This window comes from Rathayibacter iranicus NCPPB 2253 = VKM Ac-1602, from assembly GCF_003149025.1.
Lineage (GTDB): Bacteria > Actinomycetota > Actinomycetes > Actinomycetales > Microbacteriaceae > Rathayibacter > Rathayibacter iranicus.
In genome coordinates this window covers 1-15,619 of record NZ_QGDV01000018.1, presented here as the reverse complement: position 1 = coordinate 15,619, position 15,619 = coordinate 1, and the positions used below count along the sequence as shown (strand labels likewise).

Genomic DNA, 15,619 nt, shown 5'->3' with positions numbered 1-15,619 from the left:
CGCGTGGCTCTTTCTCCGCAGAGCGGATCCGGTACCGGCGCGGTGCGCGAGAGCGCCGCCGTCTCGCACGTCGGCCGGATCCGCTCCAATAACCAGGACTCCGGCTACGCGGGTCGGCAGCTCTTCGTCGTCGCTGATGGCATGGGCGGGCACGCGGGCGGAGACGTCGCCTCCTCCATCGCCATCAAGCGGATTGCCGACGCCGACCGCCCCTACGCCTCCACCTACGAGGCCGAGGACGAACTCAAGCGCACACTGCTCGCCGCTAACACCCTGCTCGCCGACGCGGTGGTCGACCATCCGGAACTCACCGGCATGGGCACCACGGTCAGCGCGATCGCCCGCGTGGGCGACTCGGTCGCGATCGCGCACATCGGCGACTCACGCATCTACGTGCTGCGCGACGGGAAGCTCGAGCAGGTCACCACCGACCACACCTTTGTGCAGCGCCTGGTCGACTCCGGCCGCATCACGGAGGAGGAGGCGATGACGCACCCGCGCCGCTCCGTGCTGATGCGGGTGCTCGGCGATGTGCATACCAATCCCGAGATCGACACCCTGACGCTCGAGACCGAGCCGCACGACCGCTGGCTCATCTGCTCCGACGGTCTCTCCGGGGTTGTTCCGCACGACGAGATCCTGAAGGAACTGAGCCGCGACGAGACCGCCCAGCAGGTCGCCGACCGCCTGATCCGCGACAGCCTCTCGCGCGGCGCTCCCGATAACGTCACGGTCGTCATTCTCGACATCCCCGGCGCCGGAGACACCGCGCCGATCCTGGCGCCGAGCGAGGAGCCGGTGATCGTCGGCTCCGCCGCCTCACCGACACCGCTGAGCACCGACGACTCGCAGAGCCGCGCACGCATCCCGGGGCTCCGCCTGCACACCCGAGCTCCCGCGGCGCAGGGGCCCACCCACTTCGAGCCCGCGTCTGAGGACTATCTCGACGAGCTGATCGAAGAGGACCGCCGGCGGCACTTGCGCCGTCGCATCACCTGGCTGGTCGGCCTCTCCCTCGTGCTGATCGTCGGCTTCCTCGGTCTGCTCTTCGCGTACGACTGGACGCAGTCGCGCTTCTACGTCGGCACCGACGGCGACACCGTGATCATCTACCAGGGCATCCAGCAGTCGGTCGGCCCGCTCTCACTCTCGGAGGTTCGAGAGGACACGGGCATTCCGCTCGGCTCGCTCCGCACCTACGACGTCGAGCAACTCGAGCAGACCATCAGCGCCGATTCCTACGCCGCCGCGGTCGACATCGTCACGCGCCTCACGGACGCGAACGGAGCACCATGACGGACGCCACCACCGCCCGCCCCACCGCCGAGCGGCAGGGCTTCTTCCGGCAGAAGCTGCGCAACCTCGAGCTGCTACTGCTGATCGGCGCGTGCCTGATCGACGCCGGCGCAATCGTGCTTGTGCAGCTCGGGGCCCTGGGAGCCGTCGACACCACCCTCGTCTCACTCGGCGTCGGCCTGTCGGTGCTCGTGCTCGCGGTGCATGTCGTGCTGCGGTTCGCCGCTCCCGCCGCCGACCCCTTCCTGCTTCCGATCGCCACGGTCCTGAACGGCCTGGGCGTCGCCGAGATCTACCGGATCGACATCGCGGACGGGGTAACCGGCTGGGAGTCCGTGGCCGTGCGCCAGATCTTCTGGAGCGCTCTGGCGGTCGTTGCCGCGATCGTGGTGCTGCTGGTCATCCGTAATTACCGCACGCTGTTCCGCTACACCTACGTCGCCGGCTTCGCCGCGATCGTGCTGCTGCTGCTGCCGCTGCTCCCGGTCATCGGTCGCGAGGTCAGCGGCGCCCGAGTCTGGATCGGCATCGGCGACGTCGCGAGCTTCCAACCGGGTGAGATCGCGAAAATCGCCGTCGCCATCTTCTTCGCCGGCTACCTGGTCCGCAACCGCGACTCCCTCTCGATGGTCGGTCGTACCGTGCTCGGGATGCGCTTTCCGCGGCTGCGTGATCTCGGGCCGATCCTCGTCGTGTGGGCCGTCACGATGGGTGTCATCGTCTTCCAGCGAGATCTTGGTACCGCTCTGCTCTACTTCGGCCTGTTCCTGGTCATGCTCTACGTGGCAACCGGACGCACCAGTTGGGTCCTGATCGGCGTCGGCCTGTTCCTCGGCGGCGCGCTCCTGGCGAGTCAGACCCTCGATTACGTCGGAAACCGCTTCGCGAACTGGCTGACGCCGTTCACCCCCGAGCGCTACGCGGCCGATCCGGGAGGTAGCTACCAGCTCGTGCAGGGCCTCTTCGGCCTCGCGCACGGCGGCCTTCTCGGCACCGGCCTGGGTCAGGGGATGCCGGATCTCACTCCGGTCCCCCAGTCCGACTACATCATTGCCAGCCTCGGCGAGGAACTGGGGCTCGCGGGCCTATTCGCGATCTTCGGCCTTTACCTCCTGCTCGTCTCCCGCGGGTTCCGCATCGGCTTCGCCGGGCAGGACGACTTCGGGCGCCTCCTGGGAGTCGGCCTCTCGTTCGTGGTCGCCCTGCAGTGCTTCATCGTGATCGGAGGCGTCACCCGCGTCATTCCGCTGACCGGCCTGACCACGCCGTTCCTCGCGGCCGGCGGCTCCTCCCTCGTGGCGAACTGGATGATCGTGGCGATCCTTCTCCGCCTGTCCGACACAGTCCGCAATCAGCCTCGTCTGGTGGTGTGATCCGTCGATGAACCGGGAATTGAAACGCGTGAGCCTCGTCGTGCTGGCGATGTTCGTCGCCCTCTTCGTGTCCACGACCACGATCCAGATGGTCCAGGCCGACTCCCTCAACGAGGACGGCCGGAACACGCGGACCCTCTACGAAAGCTTCTCGACCGAACGGGGCGCGATCCTGGTCGGCGGTCAGCCCATCGCCTCCTCGACGCCGTCGGGTGACCTCTACAAGTTCCAGCGCCAGTACGCGAACGGCCCGCTCTACTCTGCCGTGACCGGGTATTTCACGCTGAACCAGGGCACAACCGGTATCGAGCGCTCGGAGAACGACTACCTCTCCGGCACCTCGAACTCGCAGTTCTTCGACAAGATCAACAACCTCGTCTCGGGCCAGGACCCGAAGGGCGCGTCGGTCGAACTCTCGATCGATCCGGTGGCTCAGCAGGCCGCCTTCGACGCCCTCGGCGACTACACCGGAGCCGTCGTCGTCACGCAGCCGACCACCGGCCGCGTCCTCGCCATGGTCTCCAAGCCCACCTTCGACCCCACCGCTCTCGCCTCCCACGACGCGGACGATGTCCTCGCTGCCTACCGGGCGCTGAACGACGACTCCTCCGATCCGCTCATCAACCGCGCAATCGGCGGCTCGCTCAACCCGCCCGGCTCCGTCTTCAAGCTCGTCGTCGCCTCCGCGGCGCTCGAATCCGGGCGTTTCACCCCCGAGTCCCGCTTCCCGAACGCCCCGTCGTTCACGCTTCCCGGGTCAAGCTCCCAGGTGACCAACTCCGGTGGCGGGCTTTGCGGCTCGGGAGACACGGTCACTCTCGCGACCGCGGTCTCACTCTCGTGCAACGTCCCGATGGCCGAGATGGGCGTGCAGTTGGGCGCCGACGCGATCCGCTCGCAGGCCGAGAAATTCGGCTTCGACACCGCGTTCGAGATCCCGATGTCGGTCGAGGCGAGCACGTATCCGAGGACCACCGACGACGCCCAGACGGCCCTCACCGCCTTCGGTCAATACGAGGTGAAGGCGACCCCGCTGCAAATCGCGATGGTCTCCGCCGCGATCGCGAACGGCGGAGAGGTGATGCAGCCGAACCTGGTCGACGCGATCCGCTCGCAAGACCTCAGCGTGCTACAGAAGTTCCAGGAGAAGCCGCTCGGCCGGGCCATCAGCACCGAGACCGCGAGCGCCGTCAAGGCGATGATGGTCGCCAGCGTCCAGGGCGGCGCGGCGACGAATGCAACAATAGGTGGCGTCACTGTGGCCGGGAAGACCGGTACCGCCGAGAACGGCCCGGACGACCCGTACACCCTCTGGTTTACCGGCTTCGCGCCTGCGGACGACCCGCAGTACGCCATCACCGTGCTCGTGGAGAACGGTGGCGGGCTCGGCCAGACCGGGTACGGCAACCTGATCGCCGCACCCATTGGACAAAAGGTATTAGAGGCGGTGCTGAACAAATGAGACCCACAACAGGGCTCACCTTCGGGGGACGCTACGAACTACAGTCCCGGATCGCCATCGGCGGCATGGGAGAGGTGTGGAAGGCGACCGATCTCGTGATCGGCCGCACCATCGCGATCAAGATCCTGAAGGACGAGTATCTCGGCGACCCCGGATTCCTCGAGCGTTTCCGCGCCGAGGCCCGGCACGCCGCCCTCGTCAACCACGAAGGCATCGCCAACGTCTACGACTACGGCGAGGAGGACGGTTCGGCCTACCTGGTCATGGAACTCGTCCCCGGCGAGGCGTTGTCGACCGTTCTCGAGCGCGAACGCGTCCTGTCGACCGACAAGGTGCTCGACATCGTCGCGCAGACCGCCCTGGCCCTGCACGCCGCGCACGCCGCGGGCCTTGTGCACCGCGACGTCAAGCCCGGCAACCTGCTCATCACTCCCGACGGCCGCGTCAAGATCACCGACTTCGGCATTGCACGCATCGCCGATCAGGTGCCGCTGACCGCGACCGGCCAGGTCATGGGCACCGTCCAGTACCTTTCGCCGGAGCAGGCCAGCGGCCAGCCCGCCTCCCCCGCGACCGACATCTACTCGCTGGGCATCGTCGCGTACGAGTGCCTGGCCGGGAGGCGCCCCTTTACCGGCGAGTCGCAAGTCGCGATCGCGATGGCGCAGATCAACGACACCCCACCGGAGTTGCCGGTCACCGTCGCCGAGCCCGTACGCAACCTCGTCTACTCCTGCATCGCCAAGAAGCCGGCCGACCGACCCGCCACCGCGGCGCACCTCGCGCGGGCTGCCCAGGCGTTGCGCTCCGGAGATGTCCGGGGCGCGGCTCTCGCCGTCCCCTCGGTCGTCGGTGATCTGGCGACGACGCAAGCGACCACGGTCCTGCCCTCGAATCAGGGCGCGACCCAGGCCACGACCGTCCTGCCGTCCAACTCGATGACGAACCTCGCCACGACTCCGTTTGCTTCGGTCGACGACGCGGTTTCCGCCGACGAGCCGCGCAAGCGCAGCCCCTGGACCTGGCCGCTGGTCGCGCTCATCGTCATCCTCGCCGTCGTCATCGCGGGCACGATCTTCGCCCTGACGACCGGAGGCGGCCCACAGGCCCAGCCCACGCCGAGCGCCACGCGCAGCACCGCCCCATCGCCGAGCCCGTCGCCGACTCCGACCCCCTCGGTAACGCCCACGTCGAACACCGTCGTCATCACCAAGAGCGACTACGTCGGTCGCCCGTTCAGCGACGTCGAGACAGCGCTCGATCAGTTGGGCATGGGAGTGCGCCGCACGGATGGCCCGAGCGCTCCGACCGCCGACAAGGTCGGGACCGTCGAGAATGTGAATCCCACCGCCAACGTCATCAAGGGGACCACGATCGACGTCTCGGTCTATACCGAGGTAGCCAAGCCCGACGCGCCCACCGCCGTGCCCACGCTGACGCCGACGGCCTCGAGCGTCCAGGCTGGCGAGTCATTCACCGTGACGTGGAGCAATTACAACCAGTGCCCGAGCGGAACCTCCGTGTCCGGTTACCGCGTCGCGACCTCCGGTGACGGCGCGACCGTCGAGAGTGCGAACCCGTCGACCGCGACGACCGCGACAATCCGCGCCGGCTCTGCTGCTGGGACAATCGCCGTCACCTACTCGGTGCTCTGCGGCGAATCGGAGTCGGCTGCCTCGCCGACCCTGAACGTCACGGTCGCCGCACCCAAGCCCACGCAGGCACCCACGTCGAGTTCCGTGTCGCCGACCGCCACCACGACCACTCCTCCCGGGTAGCAGTAGCCCGGGCCACCCACCAGGAAGCCCACGGGGCCCGAAGGTACACTTGCCTCGGCTCCCTCGGGGCCGTGCCACACGGAAGTACAGGCGGGAGCGTGCGCGTGACGGATGAGGGTCGCCTGATCGCGGGACGCTACGTGGTCGGGCCCCGGCTCGGCCACGGCGGGATGTCCGAAGTCCATCTCGGCACCGACACCCGGCTCGGCCGCACAGTGGCAATCAAAGAGCTGAAGCTCTCCCTGTCTTCCGACTCCGCCTTCCGGCTCCGGTTCCGTCAGGAGGCACAGTCCGCATCGCGGATGTCGCACCCCACGATCGTCCGCGTCTTCGATGCGGGCGAGGAGGTCAGCGTCGACGGTAACGGTAGCGAGTCCCGTCGCCCTTTCATCGTCATGGAGCACATCGAGGGACGGCTGCTCAAGGACCTCATCGCTGAGGGCCCCGTCGAGCTCGATGAAGCCGTCCGAATCACCGAGGGCATCCTCACGGCTCTCGAGTACTCGCACCGCGCGGGTGTCGTGCACCGCGACATCAAACCGGGCAACATCATGCTGACCCCATCCGGCCAGGTCAAGGTGATGGATTTCGGGATCGCCCGCGCCGTATCCGACTCGGCCGCGACCGTCGCACAGACGACGGCGATCCTGGGTACTGCCGCCTACTTCTCGCCGGAGCAGGCGAAGGGCGAGCAGGTCGACGCACGCAGCGACCTCTACTCGGCGGGCATCGTGCTCTTCGAGCTGCTGACCGGCAGGGCGCCGTTCCGCGGCGACACTCCAGTGGCCGTTGCGTATCAGCACGTCAGCGAGACTCCGCCGGCTCCGAGTTCGATCAACCCAGCGGTCACACCCGCCCTCGATGCCGTCGTCGCGCACGCCCTGTCGAAGGACCGCTATCGGCGCTTCCAGGGGGCCGCCGAGTTCCGCGACGACCTCCGAGAAGCCGCCGCCGGCCGGCTCCCCGATCACAGGCCGATCGACGAGCTGACCACCTCGCTCTTCGCCGCGCGCAGTCAAAGTGGTGCGAACGACTCCGAACTCGCCCTGCGCCAGTTGGCCGAGGACAACTCCGTCGTCCGCACGCAGCGGCGCCCCCCGGTCCTCTGGATCTGGTCGTCGATCGTCGTACTCGCAGTAATCGTCGCTGCCCTGGTGATCTGGGTGCTCACGCTCCAGCCGTCCTCGACACTGCCCTCACAGTCGCGCGAGGTCCCCGCGCTGACCGAGACCACCTACGACAGCGCGCAGGCGACGCTCACCGGACTCGATCTCGTGCCCAGTCAGGTCGTCGAGTACAGCCCGAGCGTTCCCGAGGGCGACGTGATCCGCACGGATCCCGGTTCGGGGACGATCGTCGCTCCGGACACCGTGATCCGCGTCGTCGTTTCCCAGGGACCACAGCCGGTCGCCGTGCCTGAAACCGCCGGAAAGACCCTCTCCGAAGCCATCTCGGCGATCACCGCCGTCGGCTTTGTCGAGGGATCGCAGACCCGCGAGAATTCACCGACCGTCCCAGGGGACGTGGTTTTGTCCGCTTCCCCGGCAGCTGGACAGGAGGTCGCCCCGGGTACTCCGATCGACCTGGTGATCTCCTCCGGAAAAGTCACACTCCCCGACCTCGTCGGCACCTCGCTGAGTAGTGCCCTCGCCACGCTCGCATCCGAGAAGCTGCGGCTCGTCGGCGTCGAAGTCCCAGACCCATCCTGCGACTCCACCCGGGCGAACCCTCCGATCACCACCCAGTCGATGGTCCCGGGCGACGTGCCGCAGGGCTCGACCATCAAGCTCGGCTACTGCGCGGGCTGAGGGCGCGCACGCCGATCAGGCTCGGCGCACGCCAGTCAGCGACGGCGACGCGAGGCGCACGAGCTCGCCCTTGGTCGTTCCGTCCGTCGGCCGGCCGATCCGACCGCGGATGTCGCTCGGCGTAAGTCCCTCGCGGCGCCTCAGCGCACGGCGGAGGTGGTCGGCCGACGAGAAGCCGGACGCCGTTGCAATGATGTCGAGCGGCACTTCCCGCGGTCGTCGACGCAGCAGTTCGATCGCGCTGGCGACCCGCGAGCGCTCGATCTCGCTTGCCACCGTGGTTCCGGCATCCTCGAACAGCCGCTGAAGCGACCGGGTCGACACGTTCACCGCGTCGGCCACCGCCTCCGGGGTGCAGCGCGGTGTGCGATGGGTGCGGTCGATGACCGTCCTGGCCCGGCCGAGCGTCGCTGCGCGCGCGCTCGTCGTCCCGGGCTGAGCGCTCCCTGCCGTGAGGAAAGCGCTGGTCAGCAGCTGTTTGACGACGTGGCCGAAGCCAGTGGCCTCGGCCTCACCGGGGAGACCAGTACCCGACTCCGACGCGAGCGCGAATGCCGTGGTGAAGGCGTACGCAGCACGGGTCGTGCGGCCGTCGGGGTCGAGGGCGTAGAAGGGTGCGGTGGTATCGAAACCGTACCGCCGCATCTCGTCGGCGCGGATGGAGACGTGCAGGAGTGTCGCGGGCGTCGTCGACTCGGTCGTAAAGGTGGTCGTGCCGTGCTGGTAAGAAATGGATCCGGGGCGCAGAAGCACCGTGCGATCCGGGACGACCAGCCGGACGAATCCCTCCATGAGGAACGTGAAATTCAGGAACGACGGATCGTCAGCGCCCCAGGTACCGCGAAGGACCCGTAGCGGAGAAACGGCCATGAGGACGACGCTGAGATCGTCGGTCTCAAAGCCGGACCCTGAGATGCTCGGCACTGTGCCGGGCTTCACGACAATCCTCGGCCCGAGGTTCTCTAGCTCCCGAATACCCGAAAAGGCCCAGGATATTGATTCCACCATCTCGTCCCCCGGACGTGTCTGTTGCGCTGCCAAACTTCTGCGAGCGCTCTCTGATTATGCCCGGAGAAGACTCCGTCTTCTCCGCCGATGACCCGTCAAATCACGCCACCCGATCGGGGGGTCTTGCGTGGTCATAACGGTCTACGCGACCAAAAACCCAGGATGAACCATCAATTCAGCCGTCATCTGTTGTCTACACCGCGATCGTCACCATACAAATTTGGTCCCCATTTGAGGGGCACTCCCTTCCCGTCTCTCTGATCTTCGGAGCGGAGGAAAGAACTCCATAACGAGACGAAGAACCTATTGGAGCCCTACCGCTCTCAAAAGTCCGACACGGCGACGCGAAATTCTCAGATATGGCGCGATTCGCGCATCTACATCGTGGTGAGCCAATTGCCGAGAAGTCGGTGCCCGCCTTCCGTGAGCACCGACTCTGGATGAAACTGCACTCCCACGAGCGGAGCGTCGCGGTGCCGCACTGCCATGACCACGCCCTCCTCCGTCGTTGCGATGACCTCGAGCTCGCGGGGAAGCGATTCGGTGTCAACGGCAAGCGAGTGGTAGCGCATCGCCGCGAAGCCGGAGGCGATCCCGGCGAAGAGCGGATCACCATCGTGCAGAACGCGCGAGGTGCGTCCGTGCATCAACTCGGGAGCTGCGGCAACGTAAGCCCCAAGCGCGTGGGCGAGAATCTGGTGGCCCAAACAGACACCGAGCACGGGTCGCGAGAGCGCGAGTGCCTGCCTGACCAAGACCGACGAGGCGGGTACGTCCTGCGGATGCCCCGGCCCGGGAGAGATCAGGATGCCCTCCGCTCGCGCCATCAGCTCGGACACCTGATCGTCGCCAAGGTCGGTGGCCTCAACGACCTCGACCTCCGCTCCGAGTTCACGAAGATAGGAGACGAGGGTGAAAACGAAGCTGTCGTGATGATCGACCACCAGGATCCGTGGGGCGACGCCCTCGGTCACGAGCCGACGGTCACGTTCCGGTCGAGCACCAGCGACTGCACCCACGGAAAGACCCACTCATCGAGCGCAACCAACACGGCCACCACCAGGACGAGCACGATCAGAAGCCGGACCCACCACGGTCCGGGGAGGATTCGCCACAGCGCCGCGTACACCCTCAGCCCTCCTTCGTCAGAGAAGGGGCGAGTTGTGCAGGGGCGCCCGCCGAGCGCGGCTGCCACGACTCGAGCACGCCGTACGCGATCATCCGCTCGGCCGTGGAGTAGAGGGGATTGCAGGTGGTGAGCGTGATCAGCCTGTCGCCGGGAGCGGTGTTGGGGGTCCACGGCACAGGGTCGATGACCTGCACGTCGGAGGGCTGCACGTACTCGAGATTGCGGAACCGGTAGGTGTACCAGCCGTCCGCCGTCTCGATGTAGATGGCATCGCCGAGCTGGAGTTCATCGATCAGGTGCATACCCCCGCCGTAGGCACTGCGGTGCGCGGCGAGTGCGAAATTGCCGATCTCGCCGGGCATCTGGGTGCCGGGGTAATGGCCGATGCTGCCCTCGTCCAGGACGTTCTCGGCATCGACGCCCTCGGCGACCGTCCGCACCCAGCCCTCGCCGTACCTCGGGATGTAGAGATTGGCGAAGGACGTGTCCAGCGCCGCTACCGTCGTCACAACAGGGTCGACGGGAGCCGCCGGAGCGGCTGCCGTCGCCTCCGGAGCCGGAGGGGTCGCGCCCCAACTCTCGCGCAGATCGGCCGCCTGCGTTGTCTGCTGACCAGCGATGACGGCGTCGTTCCACCACAGCTGCCAGCCGAGAAAGAGGAGGACGAGCACGCCGGCGGTCATCAGCAGCTCGCCGACGACTCCGAAGAACGAAAGGCGCACCGGGCGAGCCCTTCGTCGCTTCCCTCGCGGCCGCAGAGCCATCCCGTCGGAGTTCTCGGCAGTCATGCGACGAGTCTAGGTGGGGGTGCGCGGCCCCGGGAGCCTGCACCGCGACCTGGGGAGAACTCCGCTCCGTCCCTTCTCCATGCCCGCTCAGAATGCACACGGGCAGGAGTGCTGCCGCCCACCGTCCTCCGCCCGGTACAGTGGTCCGCATGGCACGAGCGACGAAGAGCCCGAAGCCCGAGCGCGACGAAGCCCGGACGAGCGAGGACGCACCGAACCCGGTCTGGTTCAAACCGGTGATGTTCGGCTTCATGCTTCTCGGCCTGGCCTGGATTATCGTTTTTTACGTCAGCCAGGGTCGCCTGCCGATCCCCGATCTCGGTAACCTCAACATCCTCATCGGTTTCGGAATTGCCTTCATCGGCTTCCTGATGACCACCCGCTGGCGCTGAGCCCGCTCTCGTGAACGACGCCCCGTCCGGTCCGCCGACGGGGCGTTCGTCGTCGGTGGCGCGTCTACGTGCCGCCGGCTGTGTCTTCGCCGAAGAGGAGGAGGCACTGCTCGACGAGGCAGCCACCTCCGCCACCGTGCTCGAGCTGCTGCTGCGCAGGCGCGAAGCGGGGGAGCCGCTCGAGCAGATCCTCGGTTGGGTCGCGTTTCACGGTCTACGCGTCCCTGTCGCACCCGGAGTCTTCGTTCCGCGCGTCCGTACCGAGTGGGTCGTTGACTCCGCTCTGCCGCTCTTGCCCGTGGACGCCGTGGTGCTCGACCTCTGCTGCGGCGCGGGTGCCATCGCCCGCGTCATCGCCCAGGAGCGCCCCGACGTGCGCCTTCTCGCCGCCGACCTCTCCCCTGCCGCTGTCGCCTGCGCCCGCCGCACCCTGGCCGGACTCGCCTCCGTCTTCGAGGGCGACCTCTTTGCCGCCCTGCCCGTCGTAGAACGCGGGCGGATCGACGTCGTCGTGGTGAACGCGCCCTACGTCCCCACCGAGGCGATCGCTCTGATGCCACCTGAAGCCCGCGTGCACGAGCCGCGACTGACGCTCGATGGCGGCGGGGACGGATTAGCGCTGCACCGGAGAATCGCCCGAGAAGCACCACTGTGGCTCACCCCGACGGGCATCGTCGTGATCGAGGTCGGCGAAGACCAAGCCGCGGCCAGCGCCTCCGCCTTCGCCGCCTCGGGATTCACCACCTCGATCCAAAGGGACGAGGAGCGCGACGCGACCGTTGTGATCGCCGTTCGAGGTGGAACTACACCGCTGTAATTATCCCCAGCTGTGGAATCTCCTGTGGAGAAGTGCGCTGATGGCCTCGGAAAGTCCGATCCGAGAGTTGGAGCAGCCCCATCGCCGCCGCGGCGAGGGCCGGCTGACCTCGATAGCTCGCGCATACGTCGTCCCCCCGGGGACAGCTGAGAGGTTCTCCCCAGTGTTAACAACTCTGTGGATAACTTCGTCCCCACCTGTTGACACCGCTGCGATCAGGTCGAGGGCACAGCGGACTCAGGCGAGAACGTAGGCCCCCGCGGTGATTGCGACCAGGCCAACCCCGATCAGACCAACCAGCAGATTCTGCGTTCGGCGCTGAGATCGCTGCCGGGTGCGGGCAAAGACCAAGCCGATCACAGCTCCCGCGACCAGACCGCCGACGTGCGCCTGCCACGCTACGTTCATCCCCGGGAGAAAGCCGATCACGAGGTTCAGCCCGACGAGCACCAAGAGCTGAGACGCCTGGCCGCCCAGATGCCGAAGGATCACCAGGTACGCGCCCATGAGACCGAAGATCGCCCCGGAGGCGCCGATAACGGGCGTACCGGGGGCGGACAGGAGCAGTACTCCGACGGAGCCGGCGAAGCCGCTCAGCAGGAACAGCGCCACGTACCGGCCACGTCCGAGCATCCGCTCGAGCACCATGCCAAATACCCACAACGTGTACATGTTGAGCGCGAGGTGGAACGGGATGACGAAGAAAAGCGCGGTGCTGTGCGCGAAGACGGAGGTGAGCATCCGCCACGGCTCGAAGGGATAGCCGTATCCGGGCAGGGTGAAGACGGGCGCGTAGGCGAGTTCACTGAAGACGACATCGCCGATATAGGGCAGGATCTCGAGGATCCAGACCACAACGCAGAGCGCGATGATCGCGTAGGTCACCGTCGGCTGGTCGGCGCGGGTCATCGCCCGCACGCGCGCGACAAGCGGACTGCGAGTGCGGGGAGCAGTGGCGCGTTGCTGTGCCATATCGTCCGGGCAGATGACGCCGACGGGAGCAGGCGTCTGACACTCACCGCAGATCGTGCGGCCACACCGTTGACAGCGCACGAAACTCTGCCGATCGGGGTGGCGATAGCAGGCGTAGCTGCTGCTCGGCGGGACCTGGGTCACGGACGTGCCTCCGGGGAGAACGAGGGCCGGGCCCTCGCGGACCCGGCCCTCGGATGAGTGATGGACGAGGCGATCAGACCTCGGTGATGTCGACGCGCTCGATCACGACGTCCTCGAGCGGCTTGTCACGACCATCCGTTGGAAGGCTTGCGAGCGCCTGCACGAGCTTCTTCGACTCGTCGTCGGCGACGGCACCGAAGATGGTGTGCTTGCCCTGGAGCCAGGTGGTCGGGGCGACGGTGATGAAGAACTGCGAGCCGTTGGTGCCGCGTCCCGCCTGCTTGCCGGCGTTCGCCATAGCGAGGATGTAGGGCTGGGTGAAATCGAGTTCGGGGCTGATCTCGTCGTCGAACTGGAAGCCGGGGCCACCGATCCCCTGGCCGAGTGGGTCGCCGCCCTGGAGCATGAAGTCCGGGATGATCCGGTGGAAGACGGTGCCGTTGTAGAGCGGCTCCGTCGTCTTCGCTCCCGTGGCCGGGTGGGTCCACTCGATCTCGCCGGTCGCAAGACCGACGAAGTTGCGGACCGTCTTGGGAGCGTGGTTCCCATAGAGGTTGACGACGATGTCGCCCTTGTTGGTATGGAACGTCGCGACTGCGGTGTGCAAAGGCATGCGTGGATTCTCGCACAGCGGGTCTGTAAGCCCCTGCACCGCTCGGTGTCAATGCGCTGGGTGCGCGGTGCGAACGCGGATCGATGAGTGGCAGTATTGACGAGTTCGCTGCTCGTAGCCGATGGAGGACCAACATGGGTCTGTCACGTAAGAACAAGAAGGACCTCAAGCGTCTTCGTAAGAACGCCGAGGCGGTCTGGAACGAGCAGCAGGAGGTACTGGCGCACGCCGCCTCCGTTCTCGAGAAGAGCCGCCGCCAGGCCGGGATCTACGCGAAGAAGGAGGTCGTGCCCCTCGTGAAGGGCGCCTACCACACTCGCGTGAAGCCGGTCTACGACAGTGGAGTCTCCGCCGTCGAGGGCACCTACTCCTCGGCCCGCGACGCGTACCGGCACAGAGTTCTCCCGACCGTCGCCGCCGTCGGAGGCACCGCCGTCGCCGCGTTCGAGGCTGCCAAGGACTCGAAGAACCGCGCAAAGCTGGCCGAGATCTCGAAGGCGCGCTGGGAGGAGCTGACCGCTCCCCCTAAGAAGAAGAAGAACCGGGTTGGCACCGTCTTCGCCATCGGCGCAGCCCTCGTCGCCGTCGGTGGAATCGGCTATGCCGTCTGGCAGACGTTCCGCGCCGACGACGAACTCTGGGTCGCCGAGGACGAGCCAGAGAGCGCCGCGCAAAACGCGGCCTCGACCGCTTCCTAATGCTCCCGCCGAAGAGCCGGATCCCGCGAGGTCCGGCTCTTCGGCGTACCCGGATGCCGGGTTAGGCTTCTGCGGTGGACATCCGAGTCGCTGCGTACGGCGTAATCATCGACGACGAGCGGATGCTGCTTGCGCACTGGAGTCAGGGCCCGTGGTCAGCCTGGACCCTTCCCGGCGGCGGGATCGACGAGGGTGAGTCGCCGGCCGACGCCGCCGTCCGCGAGATCTTCGAGGAGACCGGCTACCGCGCCGAACTCGAATCCCTCATCGGTGTCGACTCGCACGTGATCCCGGCGCACCGCCGCGGCGACCCGGATGCGGGGCCGCTCCACGCGATTCGAGTCGTCTATCGCGCCCGTGTTGTCGGGGGCGAGCTGACGCACGAGGTCGACGGATCGACGGATTCCGCTGCCTGGTACCCACTGGGAGACGTCGAGGAACTCGAGCGCGTCGAGCTGGTCGATGTCGCCCTGACGATGAACGAGGCCTGGCTCCTGCGCTGAGCCGACCACACGGTGCACAGCCGCTGATCCCGCCCGGGGGAATCGTGCGCTCGTCGTGCCGGTTGTCCCCGTCATGATCGTCGAGCTCTACACCTCCGCCTTCTGCGGCGCCTGCCATGCGGCACGCTCCGTGCTGGAGCGGGCGTCCGAACTCGTTCCCGCTATCGAGATCCGTGAGTGTGATGTCGCCTTCGATCCCAGTGCGGCCGAGGCGGCGGCTATCCGCTCGACTCCGACCGTGATCGTCCGCCGCAGTGACGGTGACGTGGTCTTCCGAGCAGAAGGCGTCCCCTCCCTCCCCCAGGCCCTGACCGCACTGGCCCTCGCCGTGCCCGCGTAGGATCACGGCGGGAGGTCCCATGCGGCACACGTCGGCATCCGTCAGTGCTGCGTTCGTCCTCATGGCGCTTGCCGGATGCACGGCGGAGCAGCCCGCAGCAACCGCGACGATCGGCCTGGGTCGCGGCGGGCCACGGGCCGAGGTCCTCGGTCTCGTCGTCGTCTGTTCTGGAACGGTCGACGGCCTCGACCTCGCGACAACCGACGCCGCTCCACTGCTCGTAGGCGACGGGCTCCGACGGGTCACTCGCTGGGTCGCCCCGGAGCCGGTCACGCAGATCGGCGCTACCGACCTGGCTGGACGCACGATCTGGCCGGCGGACACTGAAATTGAACGGTTTTCCCCGGGAGTCGACTACTTACTCGGCGCCTACGCGACCGCACGCTCCGTTCTCGCCCGCCCGGTCGTCTTCACGGCGGAGCAGTTCGACACGCTCTCCGTCGGAGAGGTCATCGTCGGCGACGTCCGCGACGGCACCTCGAAGACTCTCTCGGTCCA

At 67.2% G+C, this 15,619-nt stretch carries 17 protein-coding genes; 11 read left to right on the top strand and 6 right to left on the bottom strand.

Features of this window, described 5'->3' with window-relative positions; all coding sequences use genetic code 11:
- The first annotated feature begins 3 nt into the window (after positions 1-3).
- From B0H03_RS14130 to pknB, 5 genes are all read left to right on the top strand, one after another.
- A complete protein-coding gene (locus tag B0H03_RS14130; protein WP_241560459.1) occupies positions 4-1,296 on the top strand; it encodes a Stp1/IreP family PP2C-type Ser/Thr phosphatase in 1,293 nt (430 codons plus the stop codon).
- A complete protein-coding gene (locus tag B0H03_RS14125; RefSeq protein ID WP_104265784.1) occupies positions 1,293-2,669 on the top strand; it encodes an FtsW/RodA/SpoVE family cell cycle protein in 1,377 nt (458 codons plus the stop codon). Before B0H03_RS14130 ends, B0H03_RS14125 begins: the two co-directional genes overlap by 4 nt.
- 7 nt (positions 2,670-2,676) lie before the next feature.
- Positions 2,677-4,131 (top strand): peptidoglycan D,D-transpeptidase FtsI family protein, encoded by a 1,455-nt coding sequence (locus B0H03_RS14120; RefSeq protein ID WP_104265783.1) that lies wholly within the window; start codon positions 2,677-2,679, stop codon positions 4,129-4,131.
- A complete protein-coding gene (locus tag B0H03_RS14115) occupies positions 4,128-5,909 on the top strand; it encodes a protein kinase domain-containing protein (RefSeq protein WP_104265782.1) in 1,782 nt (593 codons plus the stop codon). Before B0H03_RS14120 ends, B0H03_RS14115 begins: the two co-directional genes overlap by 4 nt.
- A 98-nt stretch (positions 5,910-6,007) precedes the next feature.
- Positions 6,008-7,717 carry a Stk1 family PASTA domain-containing Ser/Thr kinase gene (gene pknB, locus B0H03_RS14110; RefSeq protein ID WP_337189980.1) on the top strand — a complete coding sequence of 570 codons (1,710 nt, stop codon included), beginning with the start codon at positions 6,008-6,010 and terminating at the stop codon, positions 7,715-7,717.
- Positions 7,718-7,732: 15 nt separating this feature from the next.
- On the opposite strand, the gene B0H03_RS14105 is transcribed toward pknB, so the two are convergent.
- The 4 genes from B0H03_RS14105 to B0H03_RS14095 form a co-directional block, all read right to left on the bottom strand.
- Positions 7,733-8,656 (bottom strand): helix-turn-helix domain-containing protein, encoded by a 924-nt coding sequence (locus B0H03_RS14105; RefSeq protein ID WP_160487395.1) that lies wholly within the window; start codon positions 8,654-8,656, stop codon positions 7,733-7,735.
- A 446-nt stretch (positions 8,657-9,102) separates the two neighbouring features.
- Positions 9,103-9,699, bottom strand: coding sequence for an anthranilate synthase component II (locus tag B0H03_RS14100; RefSeq protein ID WP_104265780.1), 597 nt, complete (start codon positions 9,697-9,699; stop codon positions 9,103-9,105).
- A complete protein-coding gene (locus tag B0H03_RS16695; RefSeq protein ID WP_164860202.1) occupies positions 9,696-9,854 on the bottom strand; it encodes a hypothetical protein in 159 nt (52 codons plus the stop codon). Before B0H03_RS16695 ends, B0H03_RS14100 begins: the two co-directional genes overlap by 4 nt.
- Before the next feature lie 2 nt (positions 9,855-9,856).
- Entirely contained in the window at positions 9,857-10,642 is a 786-nt protein-coding gene (locus B0H03_RS14095) for a class E sortase (protein ID WP_237399615.1), read from the bottom strand.
- A 149-nt stretch (positions 10,643-10,791) separates the two neighbouring features.
- On the opposite strand from B0H03_RS14095, the gene B0H03_RS14090 reads away from it, so the two are divergent.
- Positions 10,792-11,034, top strand: a complete 243-nt coding sequence (locus B0H03_RS14090) for a cell division protein CrgA (protein WP_104265797.1) — start codon at positions 10,792-10,794, stop codon at positions 11,032-11,034.
- Between the two features lie 55 nt (positions 11,035-11,089).
- On the top strand, positions 11,090-11,851 hold the full coding sequence (locus B0H03_RS14085) for a putative protein N(5)-glutamine methyltransferase (protein WP_104265796.1): 762 nt from the start codon (positions 11,090-11,092) through the stop codon (positions 11,849-11,851).
- 237 nt (positions 11,852-12,088) lie between these two features.
- Here B0H03_RS14085 and B0H03_RS14080 read toward each other — a convergent pair whose 3' ends face one another.
- Together B0H03_RS14080 and B0H03_RS14075 are read right to left on the bottom strand one after the other, a co-directional pair.
- Positions 12,089-12,823 (bottom strand): rhomboid family intramembrane serine protease, encoded by a 735-nt coding sequence (locus B0H03_RS14080; protein WP_202130204.1) that lies wholly within the window; start codon positions 12,821-12,823, stop codon positions 12,089-12,091.
- Positions 12,824-13,040: 217 nt separating this feature from the next.
- Positions 13,041-13,580: a peptidylprolyl isomerase gene (locus B0H03_RS14075; protein WP_104265778.1), complete on the bottom strand. Its 540-nt coding sequence runs from the start codon at positions 13,578-13,580 to the stop codon at positions 13,041-13,043.
- A gap of 134 nt (positions 13,581-13,714) precedes the next feature.
- Here B0H03_RS14075 and B0H03_RS14070 point away from each other — a divergent pair, with 134 nt between their 5' ends.
- From B0H03_RS14070 to B0H03_RS14055, 4 genes are all read left to right on the top strand, one after another.
- Entirely contained in the window at positions 13,715-14,278 is a 564-nt protein-coding gene (locus tag B0H03_RS14070; RefSeq protein ID WP_104265777.1) for a hypothetical protein, read from the top strand.
- A 74-nt stretch (positions 14,279-14,352) separates the two neighbouring features.
- Positions 14,353-14,781: an NUDIX hydrolase gene (locus B0H03_RS14065; protein WP_104265776.1), complete on the top strand. Its 429-nt coding sequence runs from the start codon at positions 14,353-14,355 to the stop codon at positions 14,779-14,781.
- A gap of 55 nt (positions 14,782-14,836) precedes the next feature.
- Positions 14,837-15,121 carry a glutaredoxin family protein gene (locus tag B0H03_RS14060; RefSeq protein ID WP_241560458.1) on the top strand — a complete coding sequence of 95 codons (285 nt, stop codon included), beginning with the start codon at positions 14,837-14,839 and terminating at the stop codon, positions 15,119-15,121.
- A gap of 19 nt (positions 15,122-15,140) precedes the next feature.
- A partial coding sequence (locus B0H03_RS14055; protein ID WP_207774251.1) for a hypothetical protein occupies positions 15,141-15,619 on the top strand: 479 nt, incomplete at its 3' end.

Coding starts and splice junctions, on each gene's coding strand:
- B0H03_RS14125 (WP_104265784.1), top strand. CDS start 1,293: ATGACGGACGCCACCACCGCCCGCCCCACCGCCGAGCGGCAGGGCTTC.
- B0H03_RS14120 (WP_104265783.1), top strand. CDS start 2,677: ATGAACCGGGAATTGAAACGCGTGAGCCTCGTCGTGCTGGCGATGTTC.
- B0H03_RS14115 (WP_104265782.1), top strand. CDS start 4,128: ATGAGACCCACAACAGGGCTCACCTTCGGGGGACGCTACGAACTACAG.
- B0H03_RS14095 (WP_237399615.1), bottom strand. CDS start 10,642: ATGACTGCCGAGAACTCCGACGGGATGGCTCTGCGGCCGCGAGGGAAG.
- B0H03_RS14090 (WP_104265797.1), top strand. CDS start 10,792: ATGGCACGAGCGACGAAGAGCCCGAAGCCCGAGCGCGACGAAGCCCGG.
- B0H03_RS14080 (WP_202130204.1), bottom strand. CDS start 12,823: ATGGCACAGCAACGCGCCACTGCTCCCCGCACTCGCAGTCCGCTTGTC.
- B0H03_RS14075 (WP_104265778.1), bottom strand. CDS start 13,580: ATGCCTTTGCACACCGCAGTCGCGACGTTCCATACCAACAAGGGCGAC.
- B0H03_RS14070 (WP_104265777.1), top strand. CDS start 13,715: ATGGGTCTGTCACGTAAGAACAAGAAGGACCTCAAGCGTCTTCGTAAG.